Origin of the sequence: uncultured Methanobrevibacter sp. (genome assembly GCF_947166415.1) — an archaeon.
Lineage (GTDB): Archaea > Methanobacteriota > Methanobacteria > Methanobacteriales > Methanobacteriaceae > Methanocatella.
Genome location: NZ_CAMVEE010000034.1, coordinates 1 through 17,068 on the forward strand (window position 1 = coordinate 1; position 17,068 = coordinate 17,068).

The window sequence follows — 17,068 nt, forward strand, 5'->3', positions numbered from 1 at the left end:
TGTGAACTGTACTTTTATTGGTAACCATGCTAATACTGGTGGTGGTGCTATATGGTATGGTTTGGTTATGGACTGTACTTTTATTAATAACTATGTAATTAATGAATATGGTGGAACTCTGGGTGGGGCTATTTATAGGGGTTCCGCTGTGAACTGTACTTTTATTGGTAACCATGCAGATGGAAGGGGGAGTTATGGTGGCGCTATGAATGCTGGTTCTGCTGTGAACTGTACTTTTATTAATAATTCTGCAGAATGGGGTGGTGCTATGTCTGGTGGTTCTGCTGTGAACTGTGATTTTTATGGTAACTCTGCAATTAGCTATGGTGTTATGAATGGTAATTCTGCGGATACTTGTGTTTGCAAAGATAACACTCCTAATGATTACGCTTCTTATGTAACTATCTATGGTCCTTCATTGTCTGTTGAGGATTACACTTCTTTTTATAATTCCGGTGATAAATTACTATTTAACCTATCAACACATAGCGGCATGAGGGTGACAAATAGGAATATCACCATTAATATTTCCACAATAGATGGCCAGCATATAGGCACTTTTTATTCATTAAGTGACGGTTGGGTTGTGCCTCTTGTCCCCGGTGAATATCGTGCGTCCTGTAAGGCCACAGATTTTGACATGGAACCTGTCACTGCAACTTTGATAATACAATCAAATGTTAGTCTCAATGTAAGTTATAATATCCTGGCTTTGGATGATGGTTTTGCAGTAAACATCACCGTCAACACTGGTCCTGCCATTAATGGCACTTTAACCATAACATTCAACGGCAATGAATATCCTGTTGAAGTTATAAACGGCACTGCCAACTTCACATCAGATAAAGTGTATTCAGGTAACTACCGCACAGAAGTTTTCTATGGGGGCTCATGGATTCACTTAAACAGCTCGACGGCAATCAATGCTGTAGTCAAACCAACTAACGTAACCAGGTTAGGCACATTTACCCATTACTATTACAACGATGATATGGGATCCGATTCTGAAAAGGGCATCTCCAAAATTAAAGTAGTCGATAGTGATGGCAATCCAATCAAGAACGGTGTTGTAACCATCAGTTTCGGGGATATGTACAAGCTGAAAGTCAAAACAGATTCCAATGGAATTGCCGAGTTCACCAAGGCCTATAAACCTGGAACATACACTGTAACCGTCCAGCACGACAACAAAACAACTAAATTGAGGAACCTGGTTCTTAAAAGCGTTGTGAATTTGCCTAAACTTTCAAAGGTCAGCAAATCAGCAAAAACAACAACCATAAAAATCACACTGAAAGGAACCGGTCCAATCAAAGGCAAAACTGTCATTGTCACATTCATGAAAAAGCAATATACCATCAAAACAGACAAAAACGGTGTCGCACAATTCAAGGTGACCCAGAGTATGGTTTCAAAGCTCATTACAGGCAAAACCTATAAAATCAGAGCAACCTACAGAATGGACAGCGTAGCACAGGGCATACAGATACTGAAATAGACATAAGTTCAAGTAACTCGCATCACGCGGTTACTTTACTTTTTTTTATTTTTTCCAAAAACAAAAAAACCATCAAATGCTTAAATGAAAGCATTAAATTTCACCACATTCTTATTTTAAAAATAATTTAATTAATCAATATTGCAATATTTTATGGTTTGTAGCCCAATGTCAAGAATTTGTATGTGTTGATGTACATTAACTATCCTTTCAAAACGATTGCATCATCAATCATTTCAATTAAAATCTTATTGATAGGATTTTTAAATGACAATGGATGTTCCTTAGGATAATCAATGCCAAATGGAATTACCTTAAAGCTTGACATGCACAAGTCGGTTGTTCTAAGTCCAAAATAGGCCTTATATTCCTTATCAATAATGTTCACCAAAATGCCTACATCTTCTGTTGGCTCATGGCCGGAGATTCCCTCTTCGGCATATACTTTAAATTTCTTAATGCTATCGGCTGTAATCAGGCAATATTCCATCATGTAATCGTATTCATCCTCTTCAAGATCATAATCGTCGTATTCAATAATCTCGTCACATTCATCATCAGGTACATGAAAATGGGCATTGCAGTAAGCAAGCGAGATGTAGATTCCATCAAAATCCAGGGATTTTGAAATCATGTCGAAATACATGTTATCCAGAGGCATGGATTTGTACCTGTCCCCTAAAATTTCAGGAACGGTATAAGTGAATCCGCCTTCTTCGATTGCAGTGCAGTAAAAGTGTTCCTCTCCAAGATATCCTGCTGTAGCCGCCTTTTCAATGGTTTTTTTAATGTCGATATTGTCGGCGTGCTCTAATTTTTGAGCTATTTGAACAGCTTTTTCGTCACTAATCATCTAAATCATCCAAATATTCAAAAATTTCTTCAATTGTGTCAAATCTTTTATAGATTTCGGTCTGTTTGTACAAAAAGCCTTTTTCAGCCATTTCATCTATCATTTCAAACATCTTGTCAAAAAATCCGCAAATGTTGAAAACGATTATTTCTTTATCGACCTGTTTTAATTTTTTAAGAGTGATTATTTCGAAAAATTCGTCCAGTGTCCCGATACCACCGGGAGTTATGATAAACACATCTGAATTTTCCACAAACCCTTTTTTTCTCTCCTCCATCGTGTCGACATAGATGAATTCTGTGCAATCCCGGCATAACGGTTCAAAGCTCCCAATCCATTCCGGAGCAATACCTATTGATTTTCCATTGTTGTCATGGACTCCTTTGGCACAGGCACCCATCATTCCGGTGTCGCCGCCACCAAAAACCAAGCCGTAACCTTTTTGAGCCATCATGCAACCCAATTCATAAGCGGCGTCTGTGTAAATTTTATCTATTTTTCGGCTTCCGGATCCGTACAGGCATATGTTCATAAAATCACTCTAGATATCAGGGGTTTGCTCTGCAAGGCACAGATGGCAGATTGCATTGGCATTGTCCTTTTGGTTTTCCTTGACAGGACAGTAAAATACTCCTTTTCTCTCTTCAACTTTCAAACTTCCCGGAAATTCGCTTCCCACAGGGTGTATAGGCTCTTCTAAAATAAATGTTGTGTATAATGAGGTAATGACATAAATCAATGGAAACTTATCATCTTTTGAAGTACTCAATCTTTCCTTTTCAAAGGTTCTCTCAAGAAGAGGAAAGGATTCATCAAAGGCCTGCTTGTCAATGGCCGCGTCATGTTCATAATCTTCCTTAAGCAGCACTTCTTTCATGCGCATGATGAAATATTTAATGTATATTTCCAGGTATTTTTCACGATATTTGGCTTGAACGAATTCCCCATCCTTTCTCATATATGATGTAGCCATCATCAAGTCATAAACTGAAATTATGGCGGCATATTTTTTAAGGATATCCATCAGTTCTTCTTTTGTTATGTTTTCATTCGGGGATAATTCTTTGAGTTCAACCAGTATATGTTCACTTTCCATGATTGTATTATAAAATTTGATAAATAAATACTTTTAATATTATTGAAATCAAAATAATTATGGGGATATGAAATGTCTGAAAGTTTTATGGAAATTACAAAAGAAGAAATTGAAAGTGTCGAAAATGCTTTGAAAGTCAATGCGGATTATAAGTTGAACAACACTAAATTTAACACCAGTTCATTTGAAAAAGGCCAGAATATCAGCATAATGCAATATGTCGCCAATGTTGAAAACGAATTGTTATTCCAAACAAAAACAGAAAACGGCAAGTATTACATTTCAGATACTTTCGGTTTGTTTATGGACAACATTATAAGCGGAAACGTTTCAAGGGATGTTTTCCAATCAGTCTATCAGTATTTCCATAGGGTCATCGCCGATGAGGGCAATGATTTTGAAGACGAAAAGGAAGAGTTGATCAATTTTTTAGTCTTGACTGAGGAATATGGCAGGGAAAAGCTTGAAGTTGATTTGGACCCTTCCAAGATTCGTGAAGATTACAAAAACGACCATGACAGGATTTATGGGGACGACAACTTAAACAGAGTCCAAAAAAGCTTGGCATTAAAGGAATTGGTCCACATGTCAATTTGTCAAGTTGTTGATGACATTGACCTGTTTTTCACAAGGCCTTTTGACTTAACCCCTGAAGAAAATGCGGAAAAGAACAGGCAGGAAGCGAAAGCTCTTGAGAATGAATTGCAGTTATCATAAGTATTAAGTAATAGATTTTAAATAAATATTATTACAAATTTAAGTATTGATAATATGATTGCCATTACTAAAAACGAAGAAGTTGTCTTGAATCAAATAAAAATATTCGCAATTGAATATCCGGATGGGATTCCAGTAAACGTATTGAGAAAGGATTTGGGATTTCATGAGTATGACTTGATTGAGATTTTGGATGAATTGCAGGATAAGGAGCTCATTATTTTCAAAGACAATAAGATTTCAATATCAGAACATGAAAAGGAAATCAATACAGTCAATTCCAAAAAGGATGTTGAAGAGTTGGAATTGAACATGAAGGAAAGGGAATCATATAAACTGATTCAGGAATTGGTGGATGACAAGAATCTCATTTCCAAATACACTTTGGAAGGCCATCTTTTGTATGGTGATTTGCAGTTATCCAATTTCAGAATGTATCACATTATCCTATCTCTGCAGAATAAGGGGCTTTTAAAGCCAATAACCAAGGATGACGGCGAGTATTACCTTTTGATAAGTTAATATTTTTTTTACATTTCATAATATTGCAGTATTATTTTTTTAAATTTTAATCATAATATTTATATAACTTGATTTTTATATACAATAGTAATAATTAATATTTTGATGTGTTTTTTTATGATGAGAATAAGTATGTCTTTACCTAAAAAATTATTAGCAGACTTCGATGAAGTTTTAAAAGAAAGAGGTTATCAATCCCGTTCTAAAGGGATAAGAGATGCACTTCAGGATTATATTGTAAGATATCAATGGATGAATTCAATGGAAGGTCAAAGGATTGGTATCGTTACAATCATCTATGATCATCACTACACTGGGGTAATGGAAAACCTCGCCGAAATTCAACACAGCTTCAGAAATGAAATCAACACAAGCATGCACATTCACATGACAGACAAATACTGTATGGAGATTGTCGTTGTCAATGGGGATATTGCTGAAATTCGTGATTTGACAGAAAGGATTATGAGGCTTAAAGGTGTTGAACACGTAAAGCTTACAAGTACCGCTAACGGAGAAGAATTTAGTGAACCTGGTTCCAGCCATGACCATGGCCACCACCATCACTAAATCCCATTATTTTTTTCATGAAATTTAAAACGACCCCTTATCATTTCGACTTGCTGAAAGATGAGGAAAGGTTAGCTGCTTTTTTCAATGCTATTGAGGAATATGGATCTAATACTGATTTGGCCTATGATTTAGGTTGCGGCAGTGGAATATTGTCTTATTTTTTAAGCTCTTACTTTGATGAGATAATCTCTTTGGAAAAGAACACGAAAATAGCCCGTTTGGCAAAAGAGAATTTAAGTAATTTTTCAAATATTCAAGTAGTTAACTCGGATATCCTGGATTATGGTTTCACAAAAAAAGCCGATTTGATTGTATGTGAAATGATGGATACCGCGTTAATAGATGAGGAACAGATTCCCGTTTTGAACCGTGCAAAGGAATTCCTTAAGGAGGATGGTGTAATAATCCCTATGGGCATAATAAACACTGTTGAACTTGTAAATTTGGAGAGAAAAAACATCCATTGGGATGAAAACGGGGCGAATTATGAAATATTCTCAGACGCAGTGGTTTATTCCGGATTTGACTTTTTAGATGATATTGAACCTGCATTTGAAAAGGACATTTCCATTAAGGCCAATCGTGACGGAACAGTCAACGGAGTGAAAATCACTACCTTCACAAAACTCAATGAAAACATAATCTGCGGTCCAACTCCTATGCTAAATCCTCCATTGCTAATTCCTTTAGAAGAAAGACCGGTAAAAAGCAATGATTTTATAAAAGTTAAACTAAAATATATAATGGGAAAAGGGATTGAAAGTATTGAAATAGAATATCTGTAGGTGAAATTATGTCTTTTGAGTCTCAATTGAGAGATTTTCTCACAGATTATGAGAAATTAATTATCTTGGGTGTTGGCAATGAGCTTAAATGTGATGATGGTGTAGGCCCGTACATTATAAAGAAACTGCAAGCCGAAGATATTGAAGATATGGATAAATTGCTGTTTATCAATGCGGAAACGGTCCCTGAAAATTTCACAGGCAAACTCAGAAAGGAAAACCCGTCACACATCATAATTGTCGATGCATGTCTGATGGGAGGGGAGCCTGGAGATGTTAAAATTGTAGACAAGTATGATTTTGCAAATATAGGCATTTCAACACATTCCATGTCATTGTCTTACTTTGTCAAATATTTGGAAAGGGATAATGACTTTAAAATAATCTTTGTGGGTATTGAACCCGAATCCATGGACTTTTCGGAAAAGTTAACAGAAAATGTTGAGAAATCTGCCTATGAATTTATAGACATATTAAAAGGAATTGTATTATGAAGATTTTATTTATTGGTTCAAGGCTATATGATGATATTGATTGGTATGTAAAAGAAAAAGGCATTGAAAGTGTCCTTACTGAATCTAACGAGGAAGCTATCAATTTGGATTTGCCTGATCAGGTATTCATCGTTCCTCGTGGAATGGACGGTCCAAAACAGGTTGCATTGATGCAGAAGGTTGATGCCATCGTTCCTTTGATTGGAATTGACCCTCCATTGATTGATGTGGCTCACATGAAGGAGGAAGTTGAAAGGGATTTCCGGATTCCGGTGATTGCCGCAGACGTTCGTGCAGTAGAACTGACCTCCAATAAGATCAATACCAAAGAGTTTTACACAGAAATTGGTGTGACTACTCCAGAATATCAGATTTTAAACAGTCCCGATGAGCTGACCTTGGATTTCCCAGTAGTCTTAAAGCAGGGTGAAGGACAAGGCGGAAAGGATATCAAGATAGCCAAATCAATTGAAGACGTTGAGGAATACTTTAATCAATTTAGCCAGGCATTATGCGAAGAATTCATTGAAGGATCTGAAATCTCAATAGAGGTCCTTGGATATGGCGGCGAATATGTTGCCCTACCTCCAATCTATAAGGGAGAAACTACCATTGAAGGCACACATCCTTTAAACAAGGTCAAGACAGGACCGTGCATGGTTGAAGGGTTAGACAATAATCTGGTTCAGCATACGGCTTACAAAGTGGCTAAAAATCTGGATTCCGACGGCATTTTTGAAATGGATTTCATGTACTCCAAACAGAAAGACCAGCTATATGCTATTGAAGTAAATACCAGACCAAACGGCACAAGATACCTGACCACAGCCACTTGCGGCATCAATTCATTATGTGAATTGGTTAATATGGCAATCGGGGAGTTTTCTTTAGCAGACATATCAGACAGACTGGAATATCACTACTCAACTGAAATTCCGGTCGGCAATTATGGGGGACCTTCTCCAAAAGAGCCGGTAAAATCATTCGCATACAATGACTTTGTTGTTCATGGTCCGGAAGGTTATCAAAGGGTTACCGCAAGAGCCAATTCCAAAAAAGACCTTGAAAATTTAGTTGAAAAATTAATGTAATTCTGTGTTATAAGTTATAATTAAATACTATTACCAATAAATATCTTATTAAATTTAAGATTTATTGTGTGGTATTATGAATAATACAGATTTGTTAATTCTTTTTTTGATAACATTGTTTGCCGCAATATTCTTCACATGGTATGTAAAAAGGATATTGGTTAAGGCAAAAATTGCAGATAATCCTATAGTCAGTGAACATAGGCACAAGAGTGGAACTCCTACAATGGGAGGTATAGCTTTCCTATTTACAATCGCTTTGATTATTGCACTTTATTATCAGAATACTCCAATTTTAATCGTGTCCTATATTATGCTTACAGGTGGAATTGTAGGTTTGGTGGACGATTTAATAGGTCTTAAAGTTAAAGAAGTTCAAAAAATTGTTGTAAATATTTCCGATGAAGTAATCACATTGGGAAGATTGGATGTTCAACCTAATGAAGAGGTGCGTGTGGCAACTCCAAAAGCAAAATCAGAAGTAGATAAATTGCTTAATGACGGTAAAGTGGAAGTTGTCGGGGAAGTTCCAATCAAAACAGAACCTGGTGAGCTGGAAAAGATTATCTGTCAGATTGTTATAGGATTGTTTTTGGCATTGACAGGCATTGTAACCACATTGGGCGGATTTCAATTAGGAATTTTAGCCATTCCAGTTGTTATAATAGGTGTTTTAGGTTCCATCAATTCAGTTAACTTGATAGACGGTATGGATGGCCTCGCGGCAGGAATCGTAGGTATAGCGTCATTGTCATGTTGCATTTATGGAGACCTCTTCGGAATGGCGAACGGCACAGCACCATTTTTAATATTGACCGCTTTATGTATAGGATTTTTAGTGTTCAATAAGTACCCTGCTTCAATATTCATGGGAGATACAGGATCATTCGTATTGGGAACAGGATATGCTGCTTGCGTAATGGTATGCGACATTCCTTACTTCGGTGTCTTTGTACTGGGCGTTCCTATCATTTCAGTTGTAATCAGTTTGCTTCACAGGGCACACATCATCAAATTGCCTGTTGAACCGCTGCATCATACATTAAACCATTACGGCATGTCTGAAGTAAAGATTATCTTGACTTATTGGACAGCAACTGTAGTACTATGCATTATAGGCATTCTTGCTAAGATGTACATATTTTAAATTTTCTTTCTTTTTTTATAAGGTGATAATATGGATATTAAGGAATTGACTGCATCAATTGAGGGCAAATTAATAGGAAATGATGAATTTTTTTCTATTGATGGTTTTACAGGTAAATTTACCTTTTTAAATGATGCACACACAGGAGATATTGTAATAAGGCATTGGATTGATGAAACAGGAATTAAGATAGCATTCGATAAGAATATCGCATGTCTGATTACTCAAAATCCTAAGGGGTGCGCCGTTGAAATGGCCAATAAGCTGAATTTTCCATTAATCATCACTGATAAGATTGAATTGGCCAATGCTTATGCACTTTCACACACTATAGAAAAGTTTTCTTCGAATTCAACAAATATTGTAATTACCGGAACAAACGGCAAATCAACCACTTCACATTTGATTTACCATATCTTGAAAACTGCAGGTTATCGTGTTCTTACAAACACTGACAGCGAATCAGAATTCAATACATTGATTGATCCGATGGTTTCCAAACTGATTTCAGATGAAGTAATCAATAACGGCGAATTGGATTATCTGGTTATTGAAGTGTCTGAAGTTCAGGGATGGCTTGGAAATCTGATGGAAAACCATGCTGCACTGATGAGTGAAGCAATAAACCCTAAAGTTGGCGTCATAACAAACATTGCAATGGACCATATAGGTCTGGTAAATTCAATTGATGACGTATTCAATGAGATAACTGCAGTTCCTGAAGCTATTGGAGATGGGGTCTGCATACTTAACCATGATGATGAAATGGTAATGAAATTGGATGCCAAAAACCCATTTTACTTTTCAATGTCCGAACTGGATTTGGAAAATGCCGTTTACTATGATGGACAAGCCATTCTCTATCACAACAAAAGCATTTTAACCAATGACCAATTGCCTTTCACCGGCAATCACTTTATACAAAATATCCTGTCAGCTATTGGAGCATGCATATCCATTGATTTGGACATGAATGATATAATTGGAGGAGTTAAATCATATAGGGCATTGAACAGGCGTTTTGCAAAGTTGAATGATGAGCCTTTGATTTACGATGACTTTGCACACAATCCTGACGGAATCAGAGCTACAATTTCAGAGACCATCAAATTGCTCCCTAAAAATCAAACATTATATGTCGTATGTGCAATCAGGGGTTCAAGAGGTGTTGAAATCAACAAATTGAATGTAGAGGCTCTAGTTGAATCAATCGGCGAAAATATGGAATTGATTCTCTCATCAAGCAATGATGTCGTAAATGACTTGAATTATGTGACTGAAGATGAAAGAAAAGTATTTTTCGATACTCTTAATGAAAACGATGTTGAGTTTGTCCATTACGATAACTTGGATGAATGCTTAAAAGAGACTTACGGCAAGGCTGATAAAAAGGACATTATCCTGTTGATTGGGGCTCAAGGAATGGACCCTGCAGAATCACTTTTAAAAAATATAATATAAATTTAAATATCATATTAAATTAATATAATAAATGTATAATTATTATTCTTAACTAAAAATAGAGGATATAATCATGTTTATAAAGATTAGAAGAGACACATTAATCATTTTATTATTGGCGTTTATTTTAATTCTTTGTGGTCGTTTAATTACTTATGTTGCATTTGCATCTTCAAATGATGTTAATGATGGAATTCCAATTTCAGGAGTTATTATCAGAGGAAATGATATTGTTCCAGTAGATACCATCAGATCCAATGTGATGCAATCAGGTTTAAGAGATGGTAGTGTTATTTATGGCGATGTCTTGAAAACTTCTATAAGGGAAGTGTCGCTGCAGGATGCCATTAAGACGGCTCAGGAATTTGCAACAGAGTCAACAGTTCCAGGTACATCTATACAGCCTATTACTGCTGCAGATGTTCAAGTGGACAAAAACACTGGAGTTGTTACTGTAACTGTTATTGAAGACTTTTCTTCTGTTAATCTTGATAATAAAACTTTAGGTACAGGTGGATAAGTTGAATAAATTAAAAGTATCAATCGTTTTTCTAGTAATATTATTATTGACTATGAGTAGTGTTGCAGCTACCTGTAACATCATTGTCATCACTGACCCTACTGGTAAAGATCCAAACGGTGCTGCTGCAGGGAGTATGTCCTTTGCGGAGAACATGTTCCAGTCAACATTTTTAATGTCTAAAAACAATCATTTTGCAGTACTTTCCGGGGGTACCGGTAGTTCAGACACTAGGCTGGAATCCGTTATTGAAGCAGTTGCTAATTTGAACAACAATGTTTCTGCAGCATCTGCAGCATCAATTGCATCCCAATATAGCGGAGCGCGTCTTTTGGCTGGAGGTCCAAGTATCGGTGCTGCAATTGGAGGGTCATTTGAAGCATATGTCATCACTGTAGATGATACAAGCCATGAAATTAAAGTTACTCCTTATACTAGTGGTGTAGCTACCTTGCAGCCAGGTCAGAAAGGAGCTATTATTCACTTGAGGAACACTAATGGTAACCCTTTATATGGTACTGCAGACACTGTACGTAAAGAAACTGCTATGAATATTGGAAAAATGATTAGGGATGGTTATCCTGCTACCACTATATTGTCTGAAGCTATGGGTGAAGTAGCTAAAGATTCAGGTGAAAAATACGGTGGTGGTGGAGTAAACTTAATTTCCGGAATCTCCACTGAAGACATGTTTACCCCTCAAGAGATGAATCAGACAGGTTATGCGATGGATGAAGAGTATTCTAAAGCCTGTGAAGACTGTGAGTGGGCGATGGGATATCCTGCTGCCGAAGCATATGGCAGATGTCCTCTTTGTGGTGGTGAACTCAAAACAATTTATGCATATCAGGCATTAGGTGACGCTTTGACTGTCAGCCCTAATGCGATAAGTGTTTCCGTTTACGGAAGTGATAAACCTGGTTTGGCATCAACTACAAAAGAAATTGTTGAAGCATCAGTTGCTAAAAATGGTTATGATGCATCAGCTATTGCCGGTTCCATTAATAGGGGTATCAATAATGGTCTTTTAATGGGAGTGGATCATGTAGAACCTAAGGATTTAAATGTAAAACAGAGTTCTAAAGCTGTTGGTGTTTATTATAACGCCCTTCCTGGTGACAGGTCATCACCGGCATGGGACTTGCCTATTGACGGCAATATCTTAAACATCTTGGGAAGCATTCAAACAGCTGTCGGCATTATCCTTGTTCTGCTTGTAGTGTTCAGAAGCAGATTATTGAAATCCTTCCAGGAAAGGTGATTTTTCACCTTTTATTTTTTTTATGTGATTATTATGGCATTAATTTTAATTAGGGGAGAAAACAATACGAAATTACTCAGTGCGATTTCAGACATTGAAAAGCATGGCAATTTGAATATAATGACTCAGCCGAAAGCGGTTGAAGCCAGCTTTGCGGATTCACTGGTTGAAGATATCCTAAACTCTCAGCTCAGAACAAAATCCAATGTAGCCACTGCATTTTTCGTAAAGGAAGATACTACCTTAAGCATTATGCAGGTAAAAAAGATTCATCCTCCGGCTCATGTTGTGGTTGTCAGTGATGAGTATGAGGGATATGAAAAACTGCAGAACGTTTTAAATTCCGCACCTAATTTCAAAGGATATCATTCAATTAAAGCTAAAAACGAGGGGATGATTGATTATAAGATTAAAGGTGAAGGAAGACATATAAAAAATGAAAAATTGAATAGCTATATGAAAAAATAGCTATTTTCTTTTGATTTTCATTATATTGCCTAATGTACGCTCTCCTGTGGAGCTGTTAACAAATTGATTCAAGTCAATGTTGTCTACTTTTTCAAGCAATTTTATGTTAAGTGCCTTTTCAAATTTTTTGGTAAGCTTTATGTCGGGTGTCATCTTTCCTGTTTCAATTCTGGTTATGACTGAAACCCTTTCATTTATTTTTTTACCTAAATCTTCTCTGGACCAATTTTTTGATTCTCTTGCTTTTCTAATTTCAAATGCAAAATCTTCGATTAATTCTTCAGAAGGTTCGTCATTTCTAGAGTAACTTCTGTTCCGGGTATTGGTTGGTCTATTTGATTTCTCTTGCTTTCTGAATTTTGGTTTTGGAGGTGCTTTTTGGATTGTTCCAAGTTTAGCACAATCTTTGCAGACAACCATAACTGATCCTTCAATTTTTGCCCTTATCGGATTATGTTCCGGTACGGGTTTACCACAAATTTCGCATTCCATATTAATCAGTTTTCCTTTTTTTTACTTAATAAATATTATATTATTATGGTTATAAATAATGTTTGTATGAATTAAAATGAATACCTTTAAATATTTAAAGTTACTAAATGTTATTAAACTAACAATTAATTGAATTTTTTATAACTAACTGGAGATGATTCACATGAATAATTTTGATGATTTGGAAAATTCTTCAAAAGAGGAATTGATAGAGAAAGTCGAATCTCTATTGGATGAAGTAAATTATTTGAAAGAAGAAAAATCCAAAGCAAAAAGCAACTTAATGTGGAAAGTTAGGAAATTAGAAAAGGATAAAGTCCTTATTGAAAATGAAAAAATAAGATTAGAAAGAGAAACCAAATCCCTTCGTTCAGAAGTAGACAGATTTAGATCACCTCCTTTAGTATTAGCTACTATTACTGAAGTATTAGACGATAATAGAATGACTGTTAAAAGCAGCACAGGACCAAGTTTCCTTGTCAACTATTCAAAGTTCTTAGACGAAAAATTATTGGTGCCTGGTTCAAGAGTTGCACTAAATCAACAAACTTTTGGAATTGTTGAAGTATTGCCATCAGAAAAAGATGCAAACGTTACAGGAATGGAAATCGAAACCAAACCTGATATCACTTACGATAAAATCGGCGGTTTAGAAGAACAAATCATTGAAGTTAAAGAGACTGTTGAATTGCCGTTAACAGAACCAGAATTGTTTGAAAAAGTGGGAATTGACCCTCCTAAGGGAATCCTATTGTACGGACCTCCTGGAACCGGTAAAACCTTGCTTGCAAAAGCAGTAGCTAATGAGACCAACGCTACATTCATTAAAATCGTAGCTTCCGAATTCGTAAAGAAATACATCGGTGAGGGAGCAAGGCTTGTTCGTGAAGTGTTTGAACTCGCTAAGGAAAAGGCTCCTGCAATCATATTCATCGACGAGCTCGATGCCGTTGCAGCCAAAAGGCTTAAAAGCTCCACCAGCGGTGACAGGGAAGTTCAACGTACTTTAATGCAATTGCTTGCAGAACTTGACGGTTTCGAATCCAGAGGGGACATCGGAATCATCGGCGCAACCAACAGGCCTGACATCCTAGATCCTGCATTATTGCGTCCTGGTCGTTTTGACAGGTTCATTGAAGTGCCTCTTCCAAATGTTGATGGAAGACGTGAAATCCTTAAAATCCACACTAAAAACATGTCCTTGGATGAAGAGGCAGACATTGACTTGCTTGCAGACTTGACCGAGGACTTATCCGGTGCAGACCTTAAAGCAATATGTACTGAAGCAGGTATGTTTGCAATTCGTGATAAAAGGGATAAGATTACTGTAGCTGACTTTATGGATGCTATCGATAAGGTAATGAGCAAATCCAAAGAGGACGAATTGTTCAAAACAGAAGCCGGAGTAATGTTCGGATAATCATGATATTATAAATAAGCCAATGATGAACCCTATGAGCTCTGATATGTGATGAATGATGGGCGAGCTGAGGCTTATTTTTTTAACTTTTTTTTGTAAAACTTTATTTAAAAGAAATTCTAATATAATAAAATATGTTATTTGATAAAAGTGATGATAGGCCAAATGAAAGAATTCTTTACCAATCAAAGCCGAATATGCTTTTTGGTTGTAAAAAGGCTATTTATGGTTTGGTCATATTGGGTATTGTTTTGATGATTTCACCTATTGCAATCAGATTCATCGGTGAAATGCAAGTCTATTTAATTTCTCGTGTGAACCTTCCGCTGACAAGATATGCTGCCATAGCCTTTTTTATTGTCATACTTTTTACTATAATATATATAATCTGGCAACTTCTTGGCTGGTATTCAAAGGACTATATAATCACTGATACAAGGGTAATCGTTCAATCAGGAGTATTGTCAACCAAGAAAAATTATATGCCTTATTCCACAATTCAAGATATCAATTCTTCTCAAAGCATCCTAGGAAAAATGTTTAAGATAGGTTCAATTTCCTTATTCAGCGCATATGATAACAATAAAATGGAATTGGCCAATATTTCAAACGTTTCTGAAGTTGAAGAAATCATATTTTCCCACATGGTCAACTCCAGGAACTATCATGATGGATACAACAGATTCCCTAATCATGGATACGACAGGGTCAATTCATTTGAAGATGAATATTTTGAAAAAGACGATTATTATGATGAATTTGAGCCAATCACTCCAATTGGCCGTGAAAAAGACCGTTATCCAAGAAAGGAATATGAATATTATCCTGAAGATTTGGGATATAATGATAGAAGGAAAAACAGCTATGAATATGAATCCTTTGACGGCAGGCCAAACATAAGATATGAAGGAGCTCCAAGTTCCTATTCCCAAGAGAGGGACGATTATTACGGCAGGGATTACTATGAAGCTGCCCCTGATGAAAGTGCACAGAACATCCCGCGAAACGAACCGGTCAGGGATGATACAAGCGAAGAAGCTATCAGAAGGCACTTTGATAAGTTTAGAAGATAATCTTTAATTATTTTCATTATTATTTTTTTATATTCAGGTGACATTTAATGGAATTACTATGTATACAATCTCAAGAACATCCGGAATTACCTATAGCCGAATTGAAAGCTGTTATGGACTGTGAAAATATAGATGCAAACCTTAGCGTAATCACCGAAGGTCTAGTTATACTGAAAGACATTCCGGATGAGAAATGCGATGAATACTATGGGATAATTACCAGAAGGTTGGGATACACCCACGAGGTTCATGAAATCATTTCCACTTCCAGCATTGAAGGTTTAAATGAGGACATCTCATCTATTGACTGGAGCGAATATATTAATGAGACATTTGCAGTACGTGTAAAGAGATTCCATTCACCAATCGACACTGTGGCTACCGAAAGAAAGGCGGGGTCTTTGATATTGGAAAATTGCAATGACATAAAGGTCAACCTTAAAAAACCAAAATCCCTGGTTAGATTGGTTGCATTTGAGGATACTGTCTATATAGCCATTGAAAAGATAAAGTTGAACAAAAAGCACTTTGAAGAAAGCAAACCTCACAAAAGGCCATTTTTCTACCCTGGTTCCATGAGTCCGAAATTGGCAAGATGCATGGTAAACCTCTCAAGGGTTACAGGGGGGGATTTGCTTTTGGATCCATTTTGCGGAACCGGAGGAATACTTATCGAAGCCGGATTAATCGGTTGCAAAGTTGCCGGATCTGACATTTACTGGAAAATGAAAAACGGCACAGCTATTAATCTGGAACATTTCGGAATTACTGATTATAGGACATTTAATCTTGATTTTCGTGAATTGAAGATGTATGAAAAGGTGGCGGCTGTTGTCACAGATCCGCCTTATGGAATCTCCACAACCACCGGGGATATTGATGGTGACGATATTTTCAAAGAATTTTTCAAATCAATTTATGACAATATGAGGGATGATGCGTACCTCTGTATGGCCAGCCCCCATTATGTGGATTTAAAACCTATGGCAGATGAAGCAGGGTTCGAAATAGTTGAACAATACGGAATTAAAATGCATAGGAGTTTAACAAGAATTATTTCCGTCATTCGCAAAAAATTGATATAATTTAAATATAAACAGTTACATTTATATATGAGAACATTCAGCTGTTGTTTTAAACCCCTTAAAACTTGCTTTTTTTATTTATTTCTTTATTTCTTATTTTTATTTTAAGTTTGTAGCGTTTTAAAAATTTTTTATAAAATATTTAATTATTCACTTATTTCAAGCTATTGAAAGATTATTTGGTATTATTTATTAATTATTTTAATTTTGAAGATATTGATTAATTTTTCAATATTTATTGCAATATTTTTTAATTGATTTTGTTAATAAAATTTGTTTATCTATTAGATGTGCTATGTGTTTTATGGCGATGACCTAAGTTATATTGTATGGAACAATGTTAACTATGATGGTTGCTTTTCCGCATGTAGCTATACATTAGTGAGTACTTGAATTTTCTCAAGTATGATGTTGGTTTTGTAGATGTGGTGAATTAGTTACAAACTAGTTTGTGTATCTCGTCTATATTTTTTTATGTGTACTTCATAATCTTAGTATTATGTCTGTTATGT

General features: G+C 36.0%; 19 protein-coding genes. 15 read left to right on the plus strand and 4 right to left on the minus strand.

Going from position 1 to position 17,068, the window contains the following annotated elements; translation table 11 throughout:
- The coding region (locus Q0W25_RS07575) for a hypothetical protein (RefSeq protein ID WP_298520830.1) at positions 1-1,498 on the plus strand (1,498 nt) is incomplete at its 5' end.
- A gap of 202 nt (positions 1,499-1,700) precedes the next feature.
- Here Q0W25_RS07575 and Q0W25_RS07580 read toward each other — a convergent pair.
- The 3 genes from Q0W25_RS07580 to Q0W25_RS07590 are packed head-to-tail and all read right to left on the minus strand — an operon-like array spanning position 1,701 to position 3,447.
- On the minus strand, positions 1,701-2,351 hold the full coding sequence (locus Q0W25_RS07580; RefSeq protein ID WP_298520833.1) for a hypothetical protein: 651 nt from the start codon (positions 2,349-2,351) through the stop codon (positions 1,701-1,703).
- Positions 2,344-2,883, minus strand: coding sequence for a TIGR00730 family Rossman fold protein (locus tag Q0W25_RS07585; RefSeq protein WP_298520836.1), 540 nt, complete (start codon positions 2,881-2,883; stop codon positions 2,344-2,346). The genes Q0W25_RS07580 and Q0W25_RS07585 overlap by 8 nt, the downstream gene beginning before the upstream one ends.
- Before the next feature lie 9 nt (positions 2,884-2,892).
- Positions 2,893-3,447: a DUF2115 domain-containing protein gene (locus Q0W25_RS07590; protein ID WP_298520839.1), complete on the minus strand. Its 555-nt coding sequence runs from the start codon at positions 3,445-3,447 to the stop codon at positions 2,893-2,895.
- Positions 3,448-3,519: 72 nt separating this feature from the next.
- Between Q0W25_RS07590 and Q0W25_RS07595 the strand changes: the two genes are divergently transcribed.
- The 11 genes from Q0W25_RS07595 to Q0W25_RS07645 all read left to right on the plus strand — a co-directional run bounded on the left by Q0W25_RS07595 (position 3,520) and on the right by Q0W25_RS07645 (position 12,486).
- On the plus strand, positions 3,520-4,164 hold the full coding sequence (locus Q0W25_RS07595; RefSeq protein WP_298520842.1) for a hypothetical protein: 645 nt from the start codon (positions 3,520-3,522) through the stop codon (positions 4,162-4,164).
- A 54-nt stretch (positions 4,165-4,218) separates the two neighbouring features.
- The gene (locus tag Q0W25_RS07600; RefSeq protein WP_298520845.1) at positions 4,219-4,686 is read left to right on the plus strand and encodes a hypothetical protein; all 468 of its coding nucleotides are present in this window, start codon (positions 4,219-4,221) and stop codon (positions 4,684-4,686) included.
- A 117-nt stretch (positions 4,687-4,803) separates the two neighbouring features.
- Entirely contained in the window at positions 4,804-5,256 is a 453-nt protein-coding gene (gene nikR, locus Q0W25_RS07605) for a nickel-responsive transcriptional regulator NikR (protein ID WP_297827671.1), read from the plus strand.
- A gap of 17 nt (positions 5,257-5,273) precedes the next feature.
- The gene (locus tag Q0W25_RS07610; RefSeq protein ID WP_298520848.1) at positions 5,274-6,044 is read left to right on the plus strand and encodes a methyltransferase domain-containing protein; all 771 of its coding nucleotides are present in this window, start codon (positions 5,274-5,276) and stop codon (positions 6,042-6,044) included.
- A gap of 65 nt (positions 6,045-6,109) precedes the next feature.
- Positions 6,110-6,538: a hydrogenase maturation peptidase HycI gene (hycI, locus tag Q0W25_RS07615; protein WP_367269933.1), complete on the plus strand. Its 429-nt coding sequence runs from the start codon at positions 6,110-6,112 to the stop codon at positions 6,536-6,538.
- On the plus strand, positions 6,535-7,629 hold the full coding sequence (locus Q0W25_RS07620) for an acetyl-CoA carboxylase biotin carboxylase subunit family protein (RefSeq protein WP_298520851.1): 1,095 nt from the start codon (positions 6,535-6,537) through the stop codon (positions 7,627-7,629). The genes hycI and Q0W25_RS07620 overlap by 4 nt, the downstream gene beginning before the upstream one ends.
- Positions 7,630-7,693: 64 nt before the next feature.
- Positions 7,694-8,776 (plus strand): glycosyltransferase family 4 protein, encoded by a 1,083-nt coding sequence (locus tag Q0W25_RS07625; RefSeq protein WP_298520854.1) that lies wholly within the window; start codon positions 7,694-7,696, stop codon positions 8,774-8,776.
- Positions 8,777-8,806: 30 nt separating this feature from the next.
- Positions 8,807-10,237 (plus strand): Mur ligase family protein, encoded by a 1,431-nt coding sequence (locus tag Q0W25_RS07630; RefSeq protein WP_298520857.1) that lies wholly within the window; start codon positions 8,807-8,809, stop codon positions 10,235-10,237.
- A 73-nt stretch (positions 10,238-10,310) separates the two neighbouring features.
- On the plus strand, positions 10,311-10,757 hold the full coding sequence (locus tag Q0W25_RS07635) for a hypothetical protein (RefSeq protein WP_298520861.1): 447 nt from the start codon (positions 10,311-10,313) through the stop codon (positions 10,755-10,757).
- Between the two features lie 52 nt (positions 10,758-10,809).
- Positions 10,810-12,018 carry a hypothetical protein gene (locus Q0W25_RS07640; RefSeq protein ID WP_297827693.1) on the plus strand — a complete coding sequence of 403 codons (1,209 nt, stop codon included), beginning with the start codon at positions 10,810-10,812 and terminating at the stop codon, positions 12,016-12,018.
- Between the two features lie 33 nt (positions 12,019-12,051).
- Positions 12,052-12,486, plus strand: a complete 435-nt coding sequence (locus tag Q0W25_RS07645; RefSeq protein WP_297827652.1) for a DUF356 domain-containing protein — start codon at positions 12,052-12,054, stop codon at positions 12,484-12,486.
- Here the strand turns inward: Q0W25_RS07645 and Q0W25_RS07650 are convergent, their stop codons facing one another.
- Positions 12,487-12,978: a multiprotein bridging factor aMBF1 gene (locus tag Q0W25_RS07650; RefSeq protein ID WP_297827649.1), complete on the minus strand. Its 492-nt coding sequence runs from the start codon at positions 12,976-12,978 to the stop codon at positions 12,487-12,489.
- Positions 12,979-13,159: 181 nt separating this feature from the next.
- On the opposite strand from Q0W25_RS07650, the gene Q0W25_RS07655 reads away from it, so the two are divergent.
- The 3 genes from Q0W25_RS07655 to Q0W25_RS07665 all read left to right on the plus strand — a co-directional run bounded on the left by Q0W25_RS07655 (position 13,160) and on the right by Q0W25_RS07665 (position 16,556).
- Positions 13,160-14,398 (plus strand): proteasome-activating nucleotidase, encoded by a 1,239-nt coding sequence (locus tag Q0W25_RS07655; RefSeq protein WP_297827690.1) that lies wholly within the window; start codon positions 13,160-13,162, stop codon positions 14,396-14,398.
- A gap of 134 nt (positions 14,399-14,532) precedes the next feature.
- On the plus strand, positions 14,533-15,471 hold the full coding sequence (locus Q0W25_RS07660; RefSeq protein ID WP_297827647.1) for a PH domain-containing protein: 939 nt from the start codon (positions 14,533-14,535) through the stop codon (positions 15,469-15,471).
- Positions 15,472-15,518: 47 nt separating this feature from the next.
- Complete coding sequence (locus Q0W25_RS07665; RefSeq protein WP_298520866.1) at positions 15,519-16,556, plus strand: TIGR01177 family methyltransferase; 1,038 nt, start codon at positions 15,519-15,521, stop codon at positions 16,554-16,556.
- Positions 16,557-17,068: the final 512 nt, after the last annotated feature.

Excerpts from the sequence above, each read along its gene's own strand:
- Q0W25_RS07610 (WP_298520848.1), top strand. The coding sequence starts at position 5,274 with ATGAAATTTAAAACGACCCCTTATCATTTCGACTTGCTGAAAGATGAG.
- Q0W25_RS07650 (WP_297827649.1), bottom strand. The coding sequence starts at position 12,978 with ATGGAATGCGAAATTTGTGGTAAACCCGTACCGGAACATAATCCGATA.
- Q0W25_RS07645 (WP_297827652.1), top strand. The coding sequence starts at position 12,052 with ATGGCATTAATTTTAATTAGGGGAGAAAACAATACGAAATTACTCAGT.
- Q0W25_RS07635 (WP_298520861.1), top strand. The coding sequence starts at position 10,311 with ATGTTTATAAAGATTAGAAGAGACACATTAATCATTTTATTATTGGCG.
- Q0W25_RS07630 (WP_298520857.1), top strand. The coding sequence starts at position 8,807 with ATGGATATTAAGGAATTGACTGCATCAATTGAGGGCAAATTAATAGGA.
- Q0W25_RS07590 (WP_298520839.1), bottom strand. The coding sequence starts at position 3,447 with ATGGAAAGTGAACATATACTGGTTGAACTCAAAGAATTATCCCCGAAT.
- Q0W25_RS07600 (WP_298520845.1), top strand. The coding sequence starts at position 4,219 with ATGATTGCCATTACTAAAAACGAAGAAGTTGTCTTGAATCAAATAAAA.
- Q0W25_RS07665 (WP_298520866.1), top strand. The coding sequence starts at position 15,519 with ATGGAATTACTATGTATACAATCTCAAGAACATCCGGAATTACCTATA.
- Q0W25_RS07640 (WP_297827693.1), top strand. The coding sequence starts at position 10,810 with ATGAGTAGTGTTGCAGCTACCTGTAACATCATTGTCATCACTGACCCT.
- Q0W25_RS07620 (WP_298520851.1), top strand. The coding sequence starts at position 6,535 with ATGAAGATTTTATTTATTGGTTCAAGGCTATATGATGATATTGATTGG.
- Q0W25_RS07580 (WP_298520833.1), bottom strand. The coding sequence starts at position 2,351 with ATGATTAGTGACGAAAAAGCTGTTCAAATAGCTCAAAAATTAGAGCAC.
- nikR (WP_297827671.1), top strand. The coding sequence starts at position 4,804 with ATGATGAGAATAAGTATGTCTTTACCTAAAAAATTATTAGCAGACTTC.
- Q0W25_RS07660 (WP_297827647.1), top strand. The coding sequence starts at position 14,533 with ATGTTATTTGATAAAAGTGATGATAGGCCAAATGAAAGAATTCTTTAC.
- Q0W25_RS07595 (WP_298520842.1), top strand. The coding sequence starts at position 3,520 with ATGTCTGAAAGTTTTATGGAAATTACAAAAGAAGAAATTGAAAGTGTC.
- Q0W25_RS07585 (WP_298520836.1), bottom strand. The coding sequence starts at position 2,883 with ATGAACATATGCCTGTACGGATCCGGAAGCCGAAAAATAGATAAAATT.